Raw genomic sequence first — 17241 nt, forward strand, 5'->3', positions numbered from 1 at the left:
TAATTGTTAAAGAGCAGGCTGAAATAAAAAATAATATTCTCGTTCAGCCGGGCTGCGTATATTACGCTTTTCGCCCGCAGAGTCAAGGGCCTGTTGGCTTTTTCTCTGCCCGACCTCACAATATTTATCAGCTTTATCAGCGTTGTGTCGGTCAGTGGTGGCGCATTATAGGGCGTTCTTTGGCGCTGGCAAGCATTTATTAAAAAAAAACTGTCGTTCGCGGCTTTTTTCAACAAAACACTGATAAAAAGAACAAATCAGTTATTTTTTACTCACTATCTTAAGGAAATCATCGGTAAAATAATCAACTTGCTGCCAATCGGTATATTCAACCTCTTTAGTTGTATCAGTTTCCCCACCGGTCATTTTCATAATCATTTTAACCATTATCCGATCCAACCAATGATAACGAGGATAAAGTAATGCACCAGCAAAAACACCACACAAATCTGGCTTCCACGGGGTATTAAACAGAAACTTACGAACATACACATTCGTTTCTGGTGTACGTTTTTCTGGCTTCCTTGCTGTCAAATTTACACCAAAAAATGCAGTTGGCATTTTATTAAGTTGTTGTTGATGACAGCGTGCAAATTTTTTTAGTGACGAATTGAAATGACCATATCTGATCGAAGCTCCAATCATAATCTTGTCATAAGATTCCCAATTGATCGTTTTTACTGTTGCTAAATCTCTGAGCTCGCATACCTCCCCTGATCTACGTAGATTTTCAGCAATGCGGGTAATGATTTTCTTAGTCTGCCCATCCCGACTGGAATAAAGTAATAAACAATTCATAGCCATATCCCTTTCCCAATAGACTATTCACGCCAGAAGGTTGGTGTAAATAAAACTAATAAAGTGAATACTTCCAAGCGACCAAACAACATCGTTATAACTAATATCCATTTGGCTGCCGGATTCATTGCAGTGAAGTTATCCGCAACAACACCCAACCCTGGCCCTAGATTATTTAGTGTAGCGGCTATTGCAGAAAACGCAGAAAGTTCATCTACACCAGTTGCGATAAGTAATAATAAACTAATGATAAATACCAAAGCATAAGCAGAGAAGAATCCCCAAACAGCTTCAATAATCCTTTCAGGTAATGCTCTTCGCCCTAGCTTGAGGGTATAAACCGCATTTGGATGAACCAATCTCTTCAATTCACGGGAACCTTGCAGGAATAGCAATAAGATACGAATCACCTTCAGTCCTCCTCCCGTCGAACCTGCACAACCCCCAATAAAAGCGGAACACAACAGCAGTATTGGCAAAAATGATGGCCAACGAGCAAAACTATCCGTGCTGAATCCTGCTGTTGTCGCCATTGAAACAACTTGGAAAAAAGCTTGGTTTAGTGTCTCTATCCCCGACTTATAAACAGCGTGATGCCATAAGATCAGAGTGCAAATAATAACAAGCACTAATTGAATGGAGATAAACATACGAAATTCAGGGTCCCGCCAATATACTGTCAGGCTACGTCCCGTTAATACCGCGAAGTGCAAGCCAAAGTTACAACCAGAAATCAGCAGAAAAATCGCAATAATGGTATTTATCGCGGGGCTATTGAAATAACCAATACTCGCGTCATGTGTAGAAAATCCACCAATTGCGATAGTTGAAAAACTGTGAGAAATGGCATCAAAAACTGACATCCCCGCAGCCCATAACGCTAAAGCGCAGGCGATTGTCAGTAACACATAAATCAACCATAAAGTTTTTGCCGTTTCAGCAATTCGCGGGCGCATTTTATTATCTTTCAAGGGGCCAGGCATTTCAGCCCGATAGAGCTGCATTCCCCCAACCCCAAGTAGAGGCAGTATTGCAACAGCCAGCACTATAATCCCCATACCACCTAACCATTGCAGCATCTGCCGGTAGAAAAGAATCGCTTTAGGCAAGGAATCAAGCCCAATTAGTGTCGTAGCACCCGTTGTTGTTAAACCGGAGAAAGATTCAAAAAATGCATCTGTAATAGAAAGATTTGGTTGTTCAGAAAAAATGAAAGGTAAAGCCCCGACGCTACCAAGTACTATCCAAAATAAAGCAACGATAAGAAACCCTTCCCTAGGCTTTAATTCATGTTTTTGCTCCCGATTTGGTATCCAAAGCATCAAACCGATAATTAAGGCAAAAATAAATGTCTGACTAAATGCACGCCCAGCGCCATCACGATAGATAAGTGCTACCAATCCTGGAATTATCATGGTGACAGAGAAAAGAATGACAAGCAGCCCAACAATGCGGGTTATGGCACGAAAATGCATTTAGCTGGTTCCTTAGAAATCCAGTTACAGAGAATATTTACAGATCAGGTGTTAAATACAGTACACCGCGACTCAGATCACGTAATTTATCACCGACTTCCCCCACTAAGGTAGCTGGAAGTGAAATTCGCAAAGTAACATTCTCAGCATACTCACTGGAAATAATTTGCCCTGATGATTTCTGTAATAACTGTTCAATCATAGAAATATGGGCATATTCACACTGCAAGGAACAGAGTTTCTGTGGAACCTTATATTTTGTCTCCAACAATTTCAGCGCCTGTTGGGCACCACTTCCATATGCCCTTACCAACCCACCGGTACCTAATTTTATTCCACCAAAATAGCGGACAACAACCGCGGTTATTTCACCGATATTATTTCCCATAAGTTGGGACAGTATCGGCTTACCCGCGGTTCCTGAAGGTTCCCCATCATCTGAAAAACCCAACTGTTGTGAATCATCCGGTGCACCAGCAACAAATGCCCAGCAGTGATGGCGAGCATCAGGGTACTGAGCTTTGATTTGCTGGATAAACGCTTTAGCCTCATCCACCCCGTCAGTATGCTCCAACAAGGTAATAAAGCGACTCTTTTTAATCTCTTCAGTAAAACTCACTGAAGCTGCGGGTATCAAATAAGGCTTCATTATGGCAATTGAAGATCCCGAGTCATGTTTTCCACTTTATTTTCATGGATCACAATATTGTCTTCAATACGAATACCACCGAAAAGTTTAAGCGTCCCAATTTTATTCCAGTCAAAATGTTTGTTGAACTCACTTTCACGCCAAGGTGCAAGCAGCGATTCGATGAAATAAAGGCCGGGCTCGATAGTCAGCACCATGCGAGGTTCTAGAATACGGGTACAACGCAGATAAGGATACATATCCGGAGCGGCTAAATGTGTACCTGTATCATCCTGCATAAACCCTGCCACATCATGGACCTGTAATCCAAGAGGGTGACCAATACCATGTGGAAAGAATGGCGTTGTCAGCCCTTTTTCAACCATGACTTCTTCACTGACATCTTTCACGATACCATATTTTTTCAACAATTTAGCAATCCGATGATGCATCTGAATATGATATTCGGTATAGCGAGTTCCTACTTTAATTGTACTAATTAACGCTTTTTGTTCAGCATCCATATCTTTAATTAGAGAAGCAAATTCATTATTACTTTTTGCTGAATAAGTGCGGGTGATATCTGCTGCATAGCCATTATATTCAGCACCAGCATCAATCAAGAAACTACGAATATCCGAAGGTGCATTGTGCTGCAATGCGGTGTAATGCAAAACAGCCGCATTCTCATTCATAGCAATAATATTGTTATAAGGCACATCTGTATCACGATGACCTGTTGCCATAAGATAAGAGATATTAATATCAAATTCACTCATCCCAGCCTGAAATGCTTCATAAGCTGCCAAATGTCCGACAATAGCCGTTTTTTGTGCTTCACGCATACAGACTAGTTCATAATCTGTTTTGTATGAACGATGGAAATGCAAATAATCAAGAACAGACTTTGGATTAATATTGCGTTCAGAAAAACCAATCTCTTTTGCTCTTTGTGGTGAACAACCGATGTAAGCAACATTCTGTTTCACATAAGTGCTTAACGCTGAATTGATATCTCCAGCATTTACCAGATGAATCATTTCAACTTCTTTAGTCCAGTAACTAGTCGGCAGCGGTTCTACGCTGTGCCAATAATCTACCGGCGAGTAAAACCATAATTTAGGTTTATTAATACCATCTACCCACAACCAGCAATTAGGCACTTTAGTTACTGGTACCCAAGCTTTGAAGTAAGCATTAACTTTGAAAGGGTAATCTCTATCATCAAGAAAAATACGCTGTAACTCACCAGAGTGAATAAGCAAAGCATCAAATTGATTACGGGCCAATGCTTCACGGGTACGTTGCTGCAATATAGAGATATGTTCGTGGTACAGAGATGCCAACTTTTCCATTTCAATTGACCTTTTTTATTTTATGGCTAAACCATTAGCTTATCACAGCCGTTGATATTTGCAGGTATCACGCAAAAACCCTCTCAATTCATGGTCCCCGCTAACACCTTATTTATCAAGATATAAAAACAATTATTGTCAATGAGATACAAATCTCACTTGTGATCACCCTTGCAAAAAACTAATCACTCATTTGCATTTACTTAACATAATAACCACAATCAAGCCTATCTGGTCATACCAGATGGTATGCGCTCATTTAGGAGAACGACATGCTCTATCAAAGTGAAACAATTCAAGTAAGCTGGCTGAAAGATGGCATTGCTGAACTGGTTTTCAATGCCCCAGCAGCAATTAATAAACTAGATACCAAAACCGTTGCATCTCTCGATAAGGCTGTTGCCAGCCTGGAGCAACAAACTGGATTGAAAGGCGTTTTATTACGTTCTGAAAAAGCCGCATTTATTGTTGGTGCAGATATTACTGAATTCCTCTTTTTATTCGATTCACCTGTAGAAAAACTGCAAGAATGGCTTAATTTTTCAAATAGCATTTTCAACCGGATAGAAGATTTACCTGTACCAACCATTTCAGCAATAAATGGTTATGCTCTTGGTGGTGGTTGTGAATGTGTTCTGTCTACAGATTTTCGTGTGGCCTCCCCGGATGTACGCATTGGGCTGCCAGAAACCAAACTTGGTATTATGCCTGGTTTCGGTGGCTCAGTTCGCCTTCCACGCCTGATCGGGACTGATAATGCACTGGATATCATTGCCGCAGGTAAAGACATTGGTGCAGAAGAAGCATTGAAAAACGGTTTGATTGATGCTGTTGTTGCCAAAGAAAAATTGGTTGATTCCGCAGTATCAATGCTGGAACAAGCAATTACAGGGAACCTTGACTGGAAAGCCGCCCGCCAGCCAAAATTAGCGCCTTTGAAACTCAATGAAATTGAACGAGGCATGAGTTTTAGTGTGGCAAAAGGTATGGTGATGAAAGTCGCCGGCCCTCATTATCCAGCGCCTATCACCGCAGTTAAATCCATAGAAAAAGCCGCTACATTTGGTCGCGATGAAGCATTAAAACAGGAAACCGCCAGCTTCATTCCCTTAGCACAGACAAATGTTGCCCGTGCCTTAGTGGGTATTTTTCTTAATGACCAGTACATAAAAGGACTGGCAAAAAAACATCTGAAAGAAGTCACAACACCTGAGCATGCCGCAGTTCTAGGTGCTGGAATTATGGGTGGTGGTATAGCCTACCAATCTGCCCGCAAAGGGATTCCTGTCATGATGAAAGACATCAGCCAGCAAGCCCTTGAATTAGGTATGAATGAAGCCGCGAAACTTCTAAACAAGCAGTTTGAACGTGGCCGTCTAGATGCTATAAAAATGGCGAGAACCCTCTCTTCTATTCAACCTACCTTAAATTATGCCGGTATCGAACAGGCTCAAATCGTGGTTGAAGCTGTAGTAGAGAATCCTAAAATCAAAGCGGCTGTACTATCAGAAACTGAAACTCTGGTTAATGAAAATTGTGTCCTAGCTTCCAACACATCAACAATTCCAATTTCAGAGTTAGCTAAATCCCTAAAACGCCCGGAAAACTTCTGTGGTATGCATTTCTTCAACCCGGTACACCGCATGCCGTTGGTTGAAGTCATTCGCGGTAAAAAAACGTCTGAAAAGACAATTTCAACCGTAGTCGCCTATGCCAGCAAAATGGGTAAAACTCCGATCGTCGTTAACGACTGTCCAGGGTTCTTTGTTAACCGGGTACTGCTTCCTTATCTCCTTGGCTTCGGTCTGCTATTGCGTGATGGTGGTGATTTCCGCCAAATAGACAAAATAATGGAGAAAGAATTTGGTTGGCCAATGGGTCCTGCTTATCTCATTGATGTTATTGGTCTTGACACTGCTCATCATGCTCAATCCGTCATGGCCCAAGGGTTCCCAGATCGTATGCAGCGTGATTATAAAGATGCCATTGATGTTTTATATGACAATCAACGTTACGGGCAGAAAAACGGTCTTGGTTTCTACAAGTACACTCAAGATAAGAAAGGTAAGCCTAAAAAAGAGCAGGACGAGCAAACAGACCAACTGCTGGCAACTATCTGCCAACAGAAGGGTAATTTCTCCGGTGAAGAGATCATTGCTCGTACTATGATCCCGATGATCAACGAAGTTGTCCGTTGTCTGGAGGAAGGTGTCATTGCCAGCCCGGCAGAAGCAGATATGGCTCTGGTTTATGGCCTTGGTTTCCCTCCATTCCACGGTGGTGTTTTCCGTTATCTGGAAACAATGGGAACAGCGGCTTACGTAAAAATGGCTGAAAATTATGCTCACCTCGGTGCTCTTTATCAGGTACCGCCTGGTCTGAAAGCCAAAGCTGAACGTAATGAAAGTTACTACCCTACAGCAGCAACGATTGCTGTCAGCACCGGAAAAACAGCGTGAGGTCTGGAAACATGGAAAATGTAGTCATTATTGATGGCATCCGCACCCCAATGGGGCGCTCAAAAGGTGGTGCATTCCGCCAGGTCCGGGCTGAAGATCTCTCCGCTCACCTGATGAAAAAGCTATTTAAACGTAATCCGGCAATACAGCAACACGAAATCGATGATATCTATTGGGGCTGTGTCCAACAAACTCTAGAGCAAGGTTTCAACATTGCCCGTAATGCAGCTTTACTGGCTGATATTCCTCACTCTGTACCAGCCGTGACTGTTAACCGGCTGTGCGGTTCATCAATGCAAGCGCTGCATGATGGCGCTCGTATGATCATGACCGGAGAAGCTAATGTCACACTGATTGGTGGTGTAGAGCACATGGGCCATGTTCCAATGACTCATGGCGTGGATTTCCATCCTAAAATGAGTCTGAGCGTTGCCAAAGCCGCAGGCGTCATGGGCTTAACCGCTGAAATGTTGGCAAAGATTCACCATATCAGCCGTGAAATGCAAGATGAATTTGCGCTTCGTTCACACCAACGAGCAACACAAGCAACGCAATCAGGTGCATTCTCGAATGAGATATCACCAGTTTATGGTCACGATGCCGATGGCACATTGAAACGGTTTGATTACGATGAGGTAATCCGTTCAGATACTAATCTGAAAGATTTAGCAGCCCTGCGTCCTGTATTCGATCCAGTAACAGGCTCAGTCACAGCAGGCAGCTCTTCTGCTTTATCTGATGGTGCGTCTGCAATGTTGATAACCAGTGAAAGTTATGCCAAGAATCTGGGGCTGAAACCTCGTGCCCGTATCCGTTCTATGGCAGCTGTTGGTTGCGATCCTTCCATTATGGGATATGGCCCGGTCCCTGCTACACAAATGGCGCTCAAAAAAGCAGGTTTAGTACTAGGTGATATTGGCGTGATTGAATTAAACGAAGCATTTGCCGCTCAATCACTTGCCTGCCTGAAAGGCCTAAATTTGTTGGACAGTATGGATGACAAAGTTAACCTGAATGGTGGCGCAATTGCTCTCGGTCACCCACTAGGCTGCTCAGGTGCTCGCATCACAACAACATTGTTGAACTTAATGGAACGCCGCGATGTTCAATTTGGCCTAGCAACCATGTGTATCGGTTTAGGCCAAGGTATCGCCACCATTATAGAAAGAATGGATTAAGAACTTATCTGTAAGAATTATTATAACTGAGTCGTTGTTGCCGTAATTCCCGCCTGTCAGGGGCGGGTTTTTTTATTATTATTATTTTAAATGAATTCGAAAGCATCACCATACATGTTGTCAGTAGAAGCATAACGCTCACCACAAAAGCGCTCGCGAGCAATTTTTGCCATTTCAAATCGCCCTGCAATGTAGATATCATAATTGGCCAAACTACCAAAATCCTCAAGTACCGCTTTAAGCACTGTTCCTGTACGTCCACACCAACCATTCTCTGACTGTTCAACAACCGGAACAACCTTCAAATTAGGGTAGCGCTCTGTAAGTAACTGTAATTCAGCAAGATCATATAAATGTTGTGATTCTCGCCCCCCCCAATACATAGAGATTTGGCGTTCAGGTTGTTCTTCCAACGCTGTCAGTAATATAGAACGGGTATAAGAAAACCCCGTACCGCCTGCAATTAATAACAGCGGATTAGTGCTGCTTTGACGAAACCAAGCTTTACCATGAGGGATATCAATATCGATCACTTTCTGATCCAGAATTCTATCCATCACAGCCATTGCATACAAATTCAGTTCAGAAGCACCAATATGTAATTCAATAAACTCCTTTTCTGAAGGCGTTGATGCCATCGAAAATGGACGTTTATCTCTCTCTCCCATTACCACCATCAGATACTGACCGGCGCGGAATGAGAACGGAGAATCGGGAAGTAACCGTACCCGATAAACCGTATCAGTAATAGCCTCTACAGAGGTTACTTTGCAGCTCAGTGTTGTCATGCGTTCCCTCTTATGGTTCTAAAATATCTAATTCATCCCAGATTTTATCGACGCGGGTACGCACTTCTTCACTCATCACAATAGGACGTCCCCATTCCCTCTGCGTCTCTCCCGGCCATTTGTTCGTTGCATCCATTCCCATTTTCGAACCCAATCCTGAAACGGGTGATGCAAAATCGAGATAATCTATCGGAGTATTCTCCATTAATACAGTATCTCTTGCCGGGTCCATTCGCGTAGTGATTGCCCAAATGACATCGTTCCAATCTCTGGCATTGATATCATCATCACAAACGATAACAAACTTTGTATACATAAATTGCCGTAGATATGACCAAACCCCCATCATGACCCGCTTGGCATGACCCGGATATTGTTTCTTCATCGTCACGACGGCAAGACGATAGGAGCAACCTTCAGGAGGCAGATAAAAATCGACAATTTCAGGAAACTGTTTTTGTAAAATCGGTACCAGCACCTCATTCAATGCAACCCCCAACACAGCAGGTTCATCCGGTGGGCGGCCAGTATAAGTCGAGTGATAAATAGCATCATGACGCTGAGTAATATGTGTCACAGTGAACACCGGGAACATATCGATTTCATTATAATAACCCGTATGGTCACCATATGGCCCTTCTGGAGCTAACTCGCCAGGCTCAATATACCCCTCCAATACGATCTCAGCACTTGCTGGTACCTCCAAGTTATTTGAAAGACATTTCACAACTTCTGTTTTATATCCTCTTAATAACCCGGCAAATGCATATTCCGATAATGTATCAGGAACTGGCGTCACAGCCCCCAATATTGTCGCTGGATCAGCCCCCAAGGCAACAGCCACTGGGAAACGTTCTCCTGGATGTGCCTGACACCATTCCTGAAAATCAAGCGCACCACCACGATGAGACAACCAGCGCATAATGAGTTTATTTTTACCCAATACTTGCTGGCGATAGATACCAAGATTTTGCCGCTCTTTATTCGGGCCACGAGTTACTGTCAGCCCCCAAGTAATCAACGGTGCAACATCCTCTGGCCAACAGTGCATGATAGGAATACGGGTTAAATCTACATCGTCGCCAACCGAAACATGTTCCTGACAAGGCGCAGTATTAAGCCGTTTAGTTGGCATATTAAGGACTTGCTTAAATTTCGGTAGCTTATCTAGTAAATCACGAAAACCTTTCGGAGGATCAGGTTCTTTCAAAAAAGCTAGCAGCTTACCCACATCATGCAAAGCTTTAACATCTTTCTGCCCCATCCCCATAGCAACACGTTCAGCAGTACCGAACAAATTACACAATACAGGCATCGAATAACCTTTGGGATTTTCAAACAACAAGGCAGGCCCACCAGCGCGAAGGGTACGATCTGCAATCTCAGTCATCTCCAAATAAGGATCAACTTCAAAGCTGATGCGTTTCAACTCACCTTTATGCTCCAATAAGGTTAGAAAATCTCTTAAGTCACGGTATTTCATACTATTCATTTATGCCGGTTTTTAAGGGGGAAAACATTATAAGCCATCCTCCTCAGCTTTTTTGTGTTTTTTTCAGAAGACTACAAAGTAAACCAATAACTTACTAAAAAGCAATGGGTTTAATTCAACCTTGCGACCTCAAAGTCAAATACAACGGAATGGAGCCCAATAAGTTAATATCTGAGCATCGAATTACTCAGTAAAATGTTTATTGTGTTGGAATATATTGCATTGGAACATCTCGATACCTTTACTCTTCCCACAGAAATAATACTATCACTATTTCCTCTGGGTTCACTGCACAAGATGCAACCAATCGATCACCACGAATTTCCCATATGACTACTTAATGACTACCAAATTTTGCAATTACTCAACAGAAATACTGATATTTTTCTTTTATTAATACTTTCTGAACAAATAACAATCAATTTTATATTAATTACTTTATCTGTTACTTACCAAAATATTACTCATCGCTTTTTTACTGAAAAACATAGGGCCCACTCATAACAATAAATATGCATCATTAAACAATTATCACTAAGATAATGCCTGTAATGCCCTTTTCTATTTTGCTATGCTTAATAGTCATTGGATCAAGGTTAAATAAAGATGGAAAACTGGTACCTCATTTACTGTAAACGTGGGCAAATTTCACGAGCAATAGAAAATCTGGAACGACAGGATGTTGCTTGCCTGACTCCTACCGCGAGAATTGAAAAAATAACCCGTGGTAAACGTACTGTGAATATAGAACCACTTTTCCCTAATTATCTGTTTGTTCAGTTTGACCCTGAAATTATTCATACTACAACTATCCATTCAACACGCGGTGTTAGCCATTTTGTCCGTTTTGGTGTACACCCTGCCATCGTACCGGAAACGCTGATTAAAGAGATCGTATCAGCAACTGAGCAAGAATATGTATCACCAGATACACCTGTGGCTGGTGATACCGTATTAATCACCGCAGGAATTTTTGAAGGATTGCAAGCTATCTACAATGAGCCAGATGGAGAAACTCGTTCTATTCTGTTACTTAATATTTTGAATAAACAATTGCCTAAGGCTCTTGATAATAAGCAGTTTATGAAAATTTAACCAAACAAAAAACGGGCAGAATTTGCATTCGCCCGTTTTTAATCAAATATTAACGCTTCTGTTCATATAACTGTTGAGCAACCTGTTTCGCAAAATAGGTCAGTACACCGTCGGCTCCTGCACGCTTGAAACATAACAGAGACTCCACAATTACCTGTTCCTGTAACCAACCATTCTGAATAGCAGCCATGTGCATGGCATATTCGCCAGATACTTGATAAGCAAAGGTTGGTACACCAAATGTATCTTTTACCCTACGAATAACATCCAGATAGGGCATACCTGGTTTTACCATTACAGTGTCAGCGCCTTCCTGCAAATCCTGTGCAATCTCCTGCAATGCTTCATCACTATTCGCAGGGTCCATCTGATAGGTTTTTTTATTGCCCCCTTTCAAATTACGATTTGAACCGATTGCATCACGGAATGGGCCGTAATAACCAGAAGCATACTTAGCAGAGTAAGCCATAATTTGAGTATTTACATGTCCTTCCGTTTCAAACAGTTCACGGATTGCACCAACACGCCCATCCATCATGTCGCTAGGTGCCACAATCTCAGCACCAGCTTCTGCATGTGACAATGCCTGTTTGACCAAAATCTCTTTGGTTATATCATTCATCACATAACCATCTTGATCAATGATCCCATCCTGACCATGTGTAGTGAATGGATCTAATGCCACATCAGTCAGCAATCCTAGTTCAGGAATGGCATTTTTCAGCGCACGAACCGTACGCTGAACCAACCCATCAGGGTTATAAGCTTCTTCCGCATCCAGAGATTTTTTATCTGCTTCAATAACGGGGAACAGAGACAATACAGGAATCCCCAATCGTGCAATCTCTTCAGCTTCTTTCAGCAAAAGATCCATCGTCAGACGATATACCCCTGGCATAGAGGGCACTTCTTGACGACGATTAGTGCCCTCCATCACAAATACAGGATAGATTAAATCATTAACAGTTAATTGGTTTTCAGCAACCAGACGGCGGGAAAAATCATGACAGCGCAACCGGCGCATACGTCGACCAGGGAAAGTTCCTGGAAATGCATAGCTCATATAGCTCTCCTAACTCAAACCCAGCGCACTCGCGCTGGGTTAATTAATATGCTATCGCTTCGTGCTCATTATCTTAGCACTACAGAACAACATGTTAAGATTACTATTATCACTTTTCCGTATTCACTTCTGGCGCTTCCTGCTCATCTTCCTCTGAACGATCCCCCAATTTCCGCTGTCCGGTATAAAAACGGGAGAGCAAAATCCCCAGTTCAAACAGCAGATACATAGGAATAGCCAGCAAGGTTTGCGAGAAAACATCCGGCGGCGTTAACAACATGCCAACAACAAAGGCCCCTACCAAAATATACGGACGTTTTTTCTTCAAAGATTCGGGTGTGACTACCCCACTCCAACATAATAAAATAATGGCAACGGGGACTTCAAAAGAGATACCAAAGGCCATAAACAGTGCCATGACAAAGCTTAAGTAGTTACTGATATCCGTTGCAATCAGCACCCCTTCAGGCGCCGTTTTAGCAAAGAATCCAAAAGCTATCGGAAATACAACAAAATAAGCAAATGCCATCCCCAAATAAAATAACAGGCTACTGGAAACAAGCAGAGGGATCATCAAGCGGCGTTCATGCTTATATAACGCAGGGGCAATAAATGCCCATACTTGATAGAGAACCATAGGCGCAGATACGAATATTGACACCATAATGGTCAGTTTTATTGGCGTAAAAAAGGGAGAAGCAACATCTGTCGCTATCATACTGGCACCTTGAGGCAACTGCTTAATCAAAGGTGCAGAAATCATCTGATAGATGTCGTTAGAAAAATAAACCAATGCTAAAAAAACCACTAATACAGTAAGTAAACTGTTTAGAATTCGCTTACGCAGTTCAATAAGGTGACTGATAAGTGGTTGAGTATCATCAACAGCCATGTTTTAGTGTTCACCATTAACTTAATCGGAAATTTTTTTCTTCGTTGCAGAAGCAGCTTGATCATCCACTAGAGCAGAAGGTCCAGATGAAGCCACAACCTGAGACGCTGTCGGCTTTTGTGCCACCTCATTTATTTCTGATGCTTTCATACTCCCTGCATCAGGTTCATTTTGGTATGCTTTTTTCAAAGACTCGGCAGCTTCTTTTAGCTCATCCATCGAAGCTTTTAGTTCCGGGGATAAATTCTGCAATCCCGCTTCTTCTTGAACTTTTTTCAGGCTTTCCTGGAGCTCCTGCAATTTCAGCTCTTGGGCCAACTCATTTTGGACGTTAGCAGCTAAAGAGCGCAGTGCCCTGATCCAACCAGCAACCGTTTTTACTGCCACCGGTAGCCGTTCTGGCCCCAAAACCACCAAGCCAATGACCATAACCAGCAGCAGCTCACCAAAACCAATGTCAAACACGGTTTATACCTGCTCTTTGTTTTTGCTCTCAGATGTTTCAGATTGAGCGACAGATTGTTTTTCAGTAATGTTTTTAGTCTCAAAATCGGCATCACTACTGGTTTTTTGAGCCTGTTGAGGCTGATTATCATCCCCTATCGCCTTTTTAAAACCTTTAATAGATGCCCCAAGATCAGAACCTAAAGTGCGGAGTTTATTCGTGCCGAACAATAGCACCACAATGACCGCAATAATGAGTAACTGCCAAATGCTTATACCGCCCATTCTGATTTACCTCTATTTAACAGGAATTATTTTAATAGCTCATTATACCCGTTATCTTTCAAGTTGCCTCTTTGTTGGCTGCACTCGCTCACCCCGGTCACATCGTTATCTATGCTCCCAGGATTCACTCCCTTGCCGTCGCGATGCATCTTGAAATCTTTAGGGTATATATACACGACGAACTATAACCGACCTTCAAAAAAATCCGCCCTAAGACAAATTTTACTCAATTTTATTCAGACGACACCAGCCAAACAACCATGAAACGGTACCCGCGCCTATAAACAACCAAGGAATATTTGCTAAGCCAGACAACAAAAACAGGCTGCCACAGAGAAACAATGTCGCACCAACACCAAGTAAGTACTGCGACTGCCGCTGTTTTATCTGTTGCCCTTTCAAATGACCTGATAACTTCTCAATACTCACCTGCAATTGTTTATGCTGCTGAAGACTGTCATACACTAATTCAGGTAGTTCTGGCAACTTTTCTGCCCAATAAGGCGCCTTTTCTTTCAACGCCCGGATAACAGCGGGCAATCCAACCTGGCTATGCAACCACTCCTCCAGAAACGGTTTTGCTGTTTTCCACAAATCAAGCTGTGGATAAAGCTGCCGTCCTAAGCCTTCTACATACAAAAGTGTCTTTTGTAGAAGAACTAACTGAGGCTGCACTGCCATATTAAAACGACGTGCAGTATTAAATAGATTCAGAAGTACATGACCAAATGAAATTTCAGCAAGTGGCTTCTCAAATATTGGCTCACAAACCGTACGGATTGCAAATTCAAAATCCTCAACATTGGTATCACCAGGAACCCAGCCTGAATCCACATGAAGCTCAGCAACTTTCCGGTAATCACGATTAAAGAAAGCAATAAAATTCTCAGCCAGATAACGTTTATCATCTTTATTAAGAGAACCAACAATACCGTAATCAATACCAATATAAAACGGATCTTCAGGACGTTCATAGCTGACAAAAATATTTCCCGGATGCATATCGGCATGGAAGAAGCTATCGCGAAAAACCTGTGTAAAAAAGACCTGTACGCCCCGTTCGGCCAGCAATTTCATATTGGTATTCTGCGCTTCCAATGCTTCAATATCAGAAACAGGGATACCATAAACCCGCTCCATTACCAGAACATTTTCACGGCAATAATCAGGATAAATTTCCGGTACATAAAGCGTTGAGCTATTTTCGAAATTACGGCGGAGTTGAATTGCATTAGCCGCTTCACGCAGCAAATTCAGTTCATCAATTAACGTCTTCTCGTATTCCCGCACAACTTCACGAGGACGTAAACGGCGTCCATCGGGTAATAACATTGGTACCCAATTAGCCAGACGGTACATTAACCGGATATCCGCTTTGATAATCGGCAGAATATCAGGGCGGATGACTTTGATAACAATTTCCTGTCCATTCTCTTTTAACCGAGCAGTATGGACCTGAGCAATTGAAGCAGAAGCCAGAGCAACAGGTTCAAAATCATCAAACCAAGTTTCCAGTGGCCCCCCTAAAGCGGTTTCAATATATTGACGCGCCAGAGCACCATCAAAAGAGGCAACTCGGTCTTGCAACAATGCGAGTTGATCCGCTATTGCTGGAGGAAACAGATCACGCCGCGTTGAAAGCATCTGTCCAAATTTAATCCAAACAGGCCCTAATTCCTGTAAGGCAAGCCGTAATCTCTCCCCAAGTGATTTATCTTTATGTCTATTTGGGATCCAGAACAATAAATAACGACCAAAACGAAGAGGCCAGGTTAAACGAATCCGAGGAATTAGCTCATCTAATCCGTAAGAAAGAAAAACCCGTATGATCAAATAAAGGCGCCTTAATTCACCTGGAGTCATATTTTCCCTCTAATACTACCAATCGTTGTTCTATTTGCTCGATATCTTTGGCCAACATGCTAACTTCTTCACTGAAATAAGCCACTTCAAGCTGATTTGGAGCCAGTTTCCATTCTTCCGTTAACGCTTCCGCCAGATAATTTTTCTGGCATTCCATTGAACCGGAAACACACTGAAATCCTTTTTTAAGGACTTGGCTAATACTTTCGGCAGCGATATCCCCGAAATAAGGAGAAAGATAATGGGCCAAATCCCATTCAACCATATCTAACAAAGCAGACCATTGCTGAACAACCTGCATATCCCCTTCAATAACCATTTCACCGCTATTGAGCAATTTGGAAATGTGTCGGCGATCCCGTAGTTTAAGCAAAGCAGAAAAGTGAGTTTTAACAGTGCAATCGGCAGATTCGCCCCATTGGCTTAATACGTCCACCTGTTTTTCACTAAACACCAATGTGAGTGGTGTGTTCATTTCTTTTAATTCGATCGACAAAACTTTGTCCACCAGCCGCATACGGGCTGGCCTTAACACAGGTTCACGGTACAACAGGTAATTCAACGATGTTTCCATCACTGCGGTTAAAACCGGCGTAAGTGTGGAATTAATAACTGTACTCAGTGATGGTCTTTCCATCTCAAAATTTAAAACCTCTGTGTAGTGCAACAATGCCGCCAGTCATATTGGTATAAGTCACCTGTTCAAAGCCAGCCTCTTCCATCATCGTTTTAAGCGTATCCTGATCAGGATGCATACGGATGGATTCCGCCAGATAACGATAACTATCAGCATCCTGCACAAAAACCTGACCAATTTTTGGCAGCACATGGAAAGAATAAGCATCATACGCTTTGCTTAACGGCGCGAACAAAGGTTTAGAAAATTCAAGTACCAATAAACGCCCACCCGGCTTCAACACCCGAAACATAGAACGCAGGGCTTTTTCTTTTTCGGTAACATTACGCAAACCAAAAGAGATAGTGATGCAATTAAAATAGTTATCAGGGAAAGGCAACGCTTCCGCATTGGCCTGCACATAGCTGACATTACCAACAATACCAACATCACGTAATTTCTCACGCCCAACCTTCAGCATAGATTCATTGATATCAGCAAGAACAACTTCGCCTTTTTCACCAACTATACGAGAAAATTTGGCGGTCAGATCTCCGGTACCACCAGCTAAATCAAGTATCCTCTGACCTCGGCGCACCCCACTGGCATCAATAGCCACACGTTTCCATATACGATGGATACCAAACGACATTAAATCATTCATTAAATCGTATTTCGCTGCAACAGAATGAAACACATCAGCCACCATGCCGGCTTTTTCATCCTTTGCTACAGTACGGAAACCAAAATGTGTGGTTTGTTTCGTTTGGTCTACCATGTTATTTGCCCATTTTTTATTCAAAGCATTAT

General features: G+C 42.4%; 17 protein-coding genes. 4 read left to right on the forward strand and 13 right to left on the reverse strand.

The features are described 5' to 3' along the window. Positions 1 to 203: hypothetical protein (locus SLS51_RS19440; protein WP_323840245.1), on the forward strand; the 203-nt coding region annotated here is incomplete at its 5' end. Positions 204 to 261: 58 nt separating this feature from the next. On the opposite strand, the gene hemG is transcribed toward SLS51_RS19440, so the two are convergent. From hemG to pepQ, 4 genes are read right to left on the reverse strand one after another with little or no spacing between them, the layout of a single operon-like run. After that, entirely contained in the window at positions 262 to 798 is a 537-nt protein-coding gene (gene hemG, locus SLS51_RS19445) for a menaquinone-dependent protoporphyrinogen IX dehydrogenase (protein ID WP_323840270.1), read from the reverse strand. A gap of 23 nt (positions 799 to 821) precedes the next feature. Then, positions 822 to 2273 (reverse strand): Trk system potassium transporter TrkH, encoded by a 1452-nt coding sequence (gene trkH, locus SLS51_RS19450; protein ID WP_049585183.1) that lies wholly within the window; start codon positions 2271 to 2273, stop codon positions 822 to 824. Between the two features lie 37 nt (positions 2274 to 2310). After that, entirely contained in the window at positions 2311 to 2922 is a 612-nt protein-coding gene (locus SLS51_RS19455) for an IMPACT family protein (RefSeq protein ID WP_323840246.1), read from the reverse strand. Continuing rightward, entirely contained in the window at positions 2922 to 4256 is a 1335-nt protein-coding gene (pepQ, locus tag SLS51_RS19460) for a Xaa-Pro dipeptidase (RefSeq protein WP_323840247.1), read from the reverse strand. The genes SLS51_RS19455 and pepQ overlap by 1 nt, the downstream gene beginning before the upstream one ends. A gap of 272 nt (positions 4257 to 4528) precedes the next feature. Here pepQ and fadB point away from each other — a divergent pair, with 272 nt between their 5' ends. Together fadB and fadA are read left to right on the forward strand one after the other, a co-directional pair. Beyond that, positions 4529 to 6715, forward strand: a complete 2187-nt coding sequence (gene fadB / locus SLS51_RS19465; RefSeq protein WP_323840248.1) for a fatty acid oxidation complex subunit alpha FadB — start codon at positions 4529 to 4531, stop codon at positions 6713 to 6715. An 11-nt stretch (positions 6716 to 6726) separates the two neighbouring features. Continuing rightward, positions 6727 to 7893, forward strand: coding sequence for an acetyl-CoA C-acyltransferase FadA (gene fadA, locus SLS51_RS19470; protein WP_323840249.1), 1167 nt, complete (start codon positions 6727 to 6729; stop codon positions 7891 to 7893). An 86-nt stretch (positions 7894 to 7979) separates the two neighbouring features. Here fadA and fre read toward each other — a convergent pair whose 3' ends face one another. Then, complete coding sequence (fre, locus tag SLS51_RS19475; protein ID WP_323840250.1) at positions 7980 to 8681, reverse strand: NAD(P)H-flavin reductase; 702 nt, start codon at positions 8679 to 8681, stop codon at positions 7980 to 7982. A gap of 10 nt (positions 8682 to 8691) precedes the next feature. After that, entirely contained in the window at positions 8692 to 10164 is a 1473-nt protein-coding gene (gene ubiD, locus SLS51_RS19480; protein WP_323840271.1) for a 4-hydroxy-3-polyprenylbenzoate decarboxylase, read from the reverse strand. Positions 10165 to 10779: 615 nt separating this feature from the next. Between ubiD and rfaH the strand changes: the two genes are divergently transcribed. Then, on the forward strand, positions 10780 to 11268 hold the full coding sequence (gene rfaH / locus SLS51_RS19485) for a transcription/translation regulatory transformer protein RfaH (protein WP_323840251.1): 489 nt from the start codon (positions 10780 to 10782) through the stop codon (positions 11266 to 11268). 49 nt (positions 11269 to 11317) lie between these two features. Here rfaH and hemB read toward each other — a convergent pair whose 3' ends face one another. From hemB to ubiE, 7 genes are all read right to left on the reverse strand, one after another. Beyond that, entirely contained in the window at positions 11318 to 12331 is a 1014-nt protein-coding gene (hemB, locus tag SLS51_RS19490) for a porphobilinogen synthase (RefSeq protein WP_323840252.1), read from the reverse strand. A 109-nt stretch (positions 12332 to 12440) separates the two neighbouring features. Further along, positions 12441 to 13223, reverse strand: a complete 783-nt coding sequence (tatC, locus tag SLS51_RS19495; protein ID WP_323840253.1) for a Sec-independent protein translocase subunit TatC — start codon at positions 13221 to 13223, stop codon at positions 12441 to 12443. Positions 13224 to 13244: 21 nt separating this feature from the next. Then, positions 13245 to 13688: a Sec-independent protein translocase protein TatB gene (tatB, locus tag SLS51_RS19500; protein ID WP_323840254.1), complete on the reverse strand. Its 444-nt coding sequence runs from the start codon at positions 13686 to 13688 to the stop codon at positions 13245 to 13247. A 3-nt stretch (positions 13689 to 13691) separates the two neighbouring features. Beyond that, complete coding sequence (gene tatA, locus SLS51_RS19505; protein WP_011148500.1) at positions 13692 to 13952, reverse strand: Sec-independent protein translocase subunit TatA; 261 nt, start codon at positions 13950 to 13952, stop codon at positions 13692 to 13694. Positions 13953 to 14174: 222 nt separating this feature from the next. Then, positions 14175 to 15815 (reverse strand): ubiquinone biosynthesis regulatory protein kinase UbiB, encoded by a 1641-nt coding sequence (gene ubiB, locus SLS51_RS19510; protein WP_323840255.1) that lies wholly within the window; start codon positions 15813 to 15815, stop codon positions 14175 to 14177. Further along, a complete protein-coding gene (locus SLS51_RS19515) occupies positions 15802 to 16452 on the reverse strand; it encodes a ubiquinone biosynthesis accessory factor UbiJ (RefSeq protein WP_323840256.1) in 651 nt (216 codons plus the stop codon). The genes ubiB and SLS51_RS19515 overlap by 14 nt, the downstream gene beginning before the upstream one ends. A 1-nt stretch (position 16453) precedes the next feature. Beyond that, positions 16454 to 17209, reverse strand: coding sequence for a bifunctional demethylmenaquinone methyltransferase/2-methoxy-6-polyprenyl-1,4-benzoquinol methylase UbiE (gene ubiE / locus SLS51_RS19520; protein WP_323840257.1), 756 nt, complete (start codon positions 17207 to 17209; stop codon positions 16454 to 16456). Positions 17210 to 17241: the final 32 nt, after the last annotated feature.

It is taken from the genome of Photorhabdus africana, from assembly GCF_035181445.1.
In the GTDB taxonomy this organism is placed as follows: domain Bacteria; phylum Pseudomonadota; class Gammaproteobacteria; order Enterobacterales; family Enterobacteriaceae; genus Photorhabdus; species Photorhabdus laumondii.

Excerpts from the sequence above, each read along its gene's own strand:
- hemG (WP_323840270.1), bottom strand. The coding sequence starts at position 798 with ATGAATTGTTTATTACTTTATTCCAGTCGGGATGGGCAGACTAAGAAA.
- trkH (WP_049585183.1), bottom strand. The coding sequence starts at position 2,273 with ATGCATTTTCGTGCCATAACCCGCATTGTTGGGCTGCTTGTCATTCTT.
- SLS51_RS19455 (WP_323840246.1), bottom strand. The coding sequence starts at position 2,922 with ATGAAGCCTTATTTGATACCCGCAGCTTCAGTGAGTTTTACTGAAGAG.
- pepQ (WP_323840247.1), bottom strand. The coding sequence starts at position 4,256 with ATGGAAAAGTTGGCATCTCTGTACCACGAACATATCTCTATATTGCAG.
- fadB (WP_323840248.1), top strand. The coding sequence starts at position 4,529 with ATGCTCTATCAAAGTGAAACAATTCAAGTAAGCTGGCTGAAAGATGGC.
- fadA (WP_323840249.1), top strand. The coding sequence starts at position 6,727 with ATGGAAAATGTAGTCATTATTGATGGCATCCGCACCCCAATGGGGCGC.
- fre (WP_323840250.1), bottom strand. The coding sequence starts at position 8,681 with ATGACAACACTGAGCTGCAAAGTAACCTCTGTAGAGGCTATTACTGAT.
- ubiD (WP_323840271.1), bottom strand. The coding sequence starts at position 10,164 with ATGAAATACCGTGACTTAAGAGATTTTCTAACCTTATTGGAGCATAAA.
- rfaH (WP_323840251.1), top strand. The coding sequence starts at position 10,780 with ATGGAAAACTGGTACCTCATTTACTGTAAACGTGGGCAAATTTCACGA.
- hemB (WP_323840252.1), bottom strand. The coding sequence starts at position 12,331 with ATGAGCTATGCATTTCCAGGAACTTTCCCTGGTCGACGTATGCGCCGG.
- tatC (WP_323840253.1), bottom strand. The coding sequence starts at position 13,223 with ATGGCTGTTGATGATACTCAACCACTTATCAGTCACCTTATTGAACTG.
- tatA (WP_011148500.1), bottom strand. The coding sequence starts at position 13,952 with ATGGGCGGTATAAGCATTTGGCAGTTACTCATTATTGCGGTCATTGTG.
- ubiB (WP_323840255.1), bottom strand. The coding sequence starts at position 15,815 with ATGACTCCAGGTGAATTAAGGCGCCTTTATTTGATCATACGGGTTTTT.
- SLS51_RS19515 (WP_323840256.1), bottom strand. The coding sequence starts at position 16,452 with ATGGAAAGACCATCACTGAGTACAGTTATTAATTCCACACTTACGCCG.
- ubiE (WP_323840257.1), bottom strand. The coding sequence starts at position 17,209 with ATGGTAGACCAAACGAAACAAACCACACATTTTGGTTTCCGTACTGTA.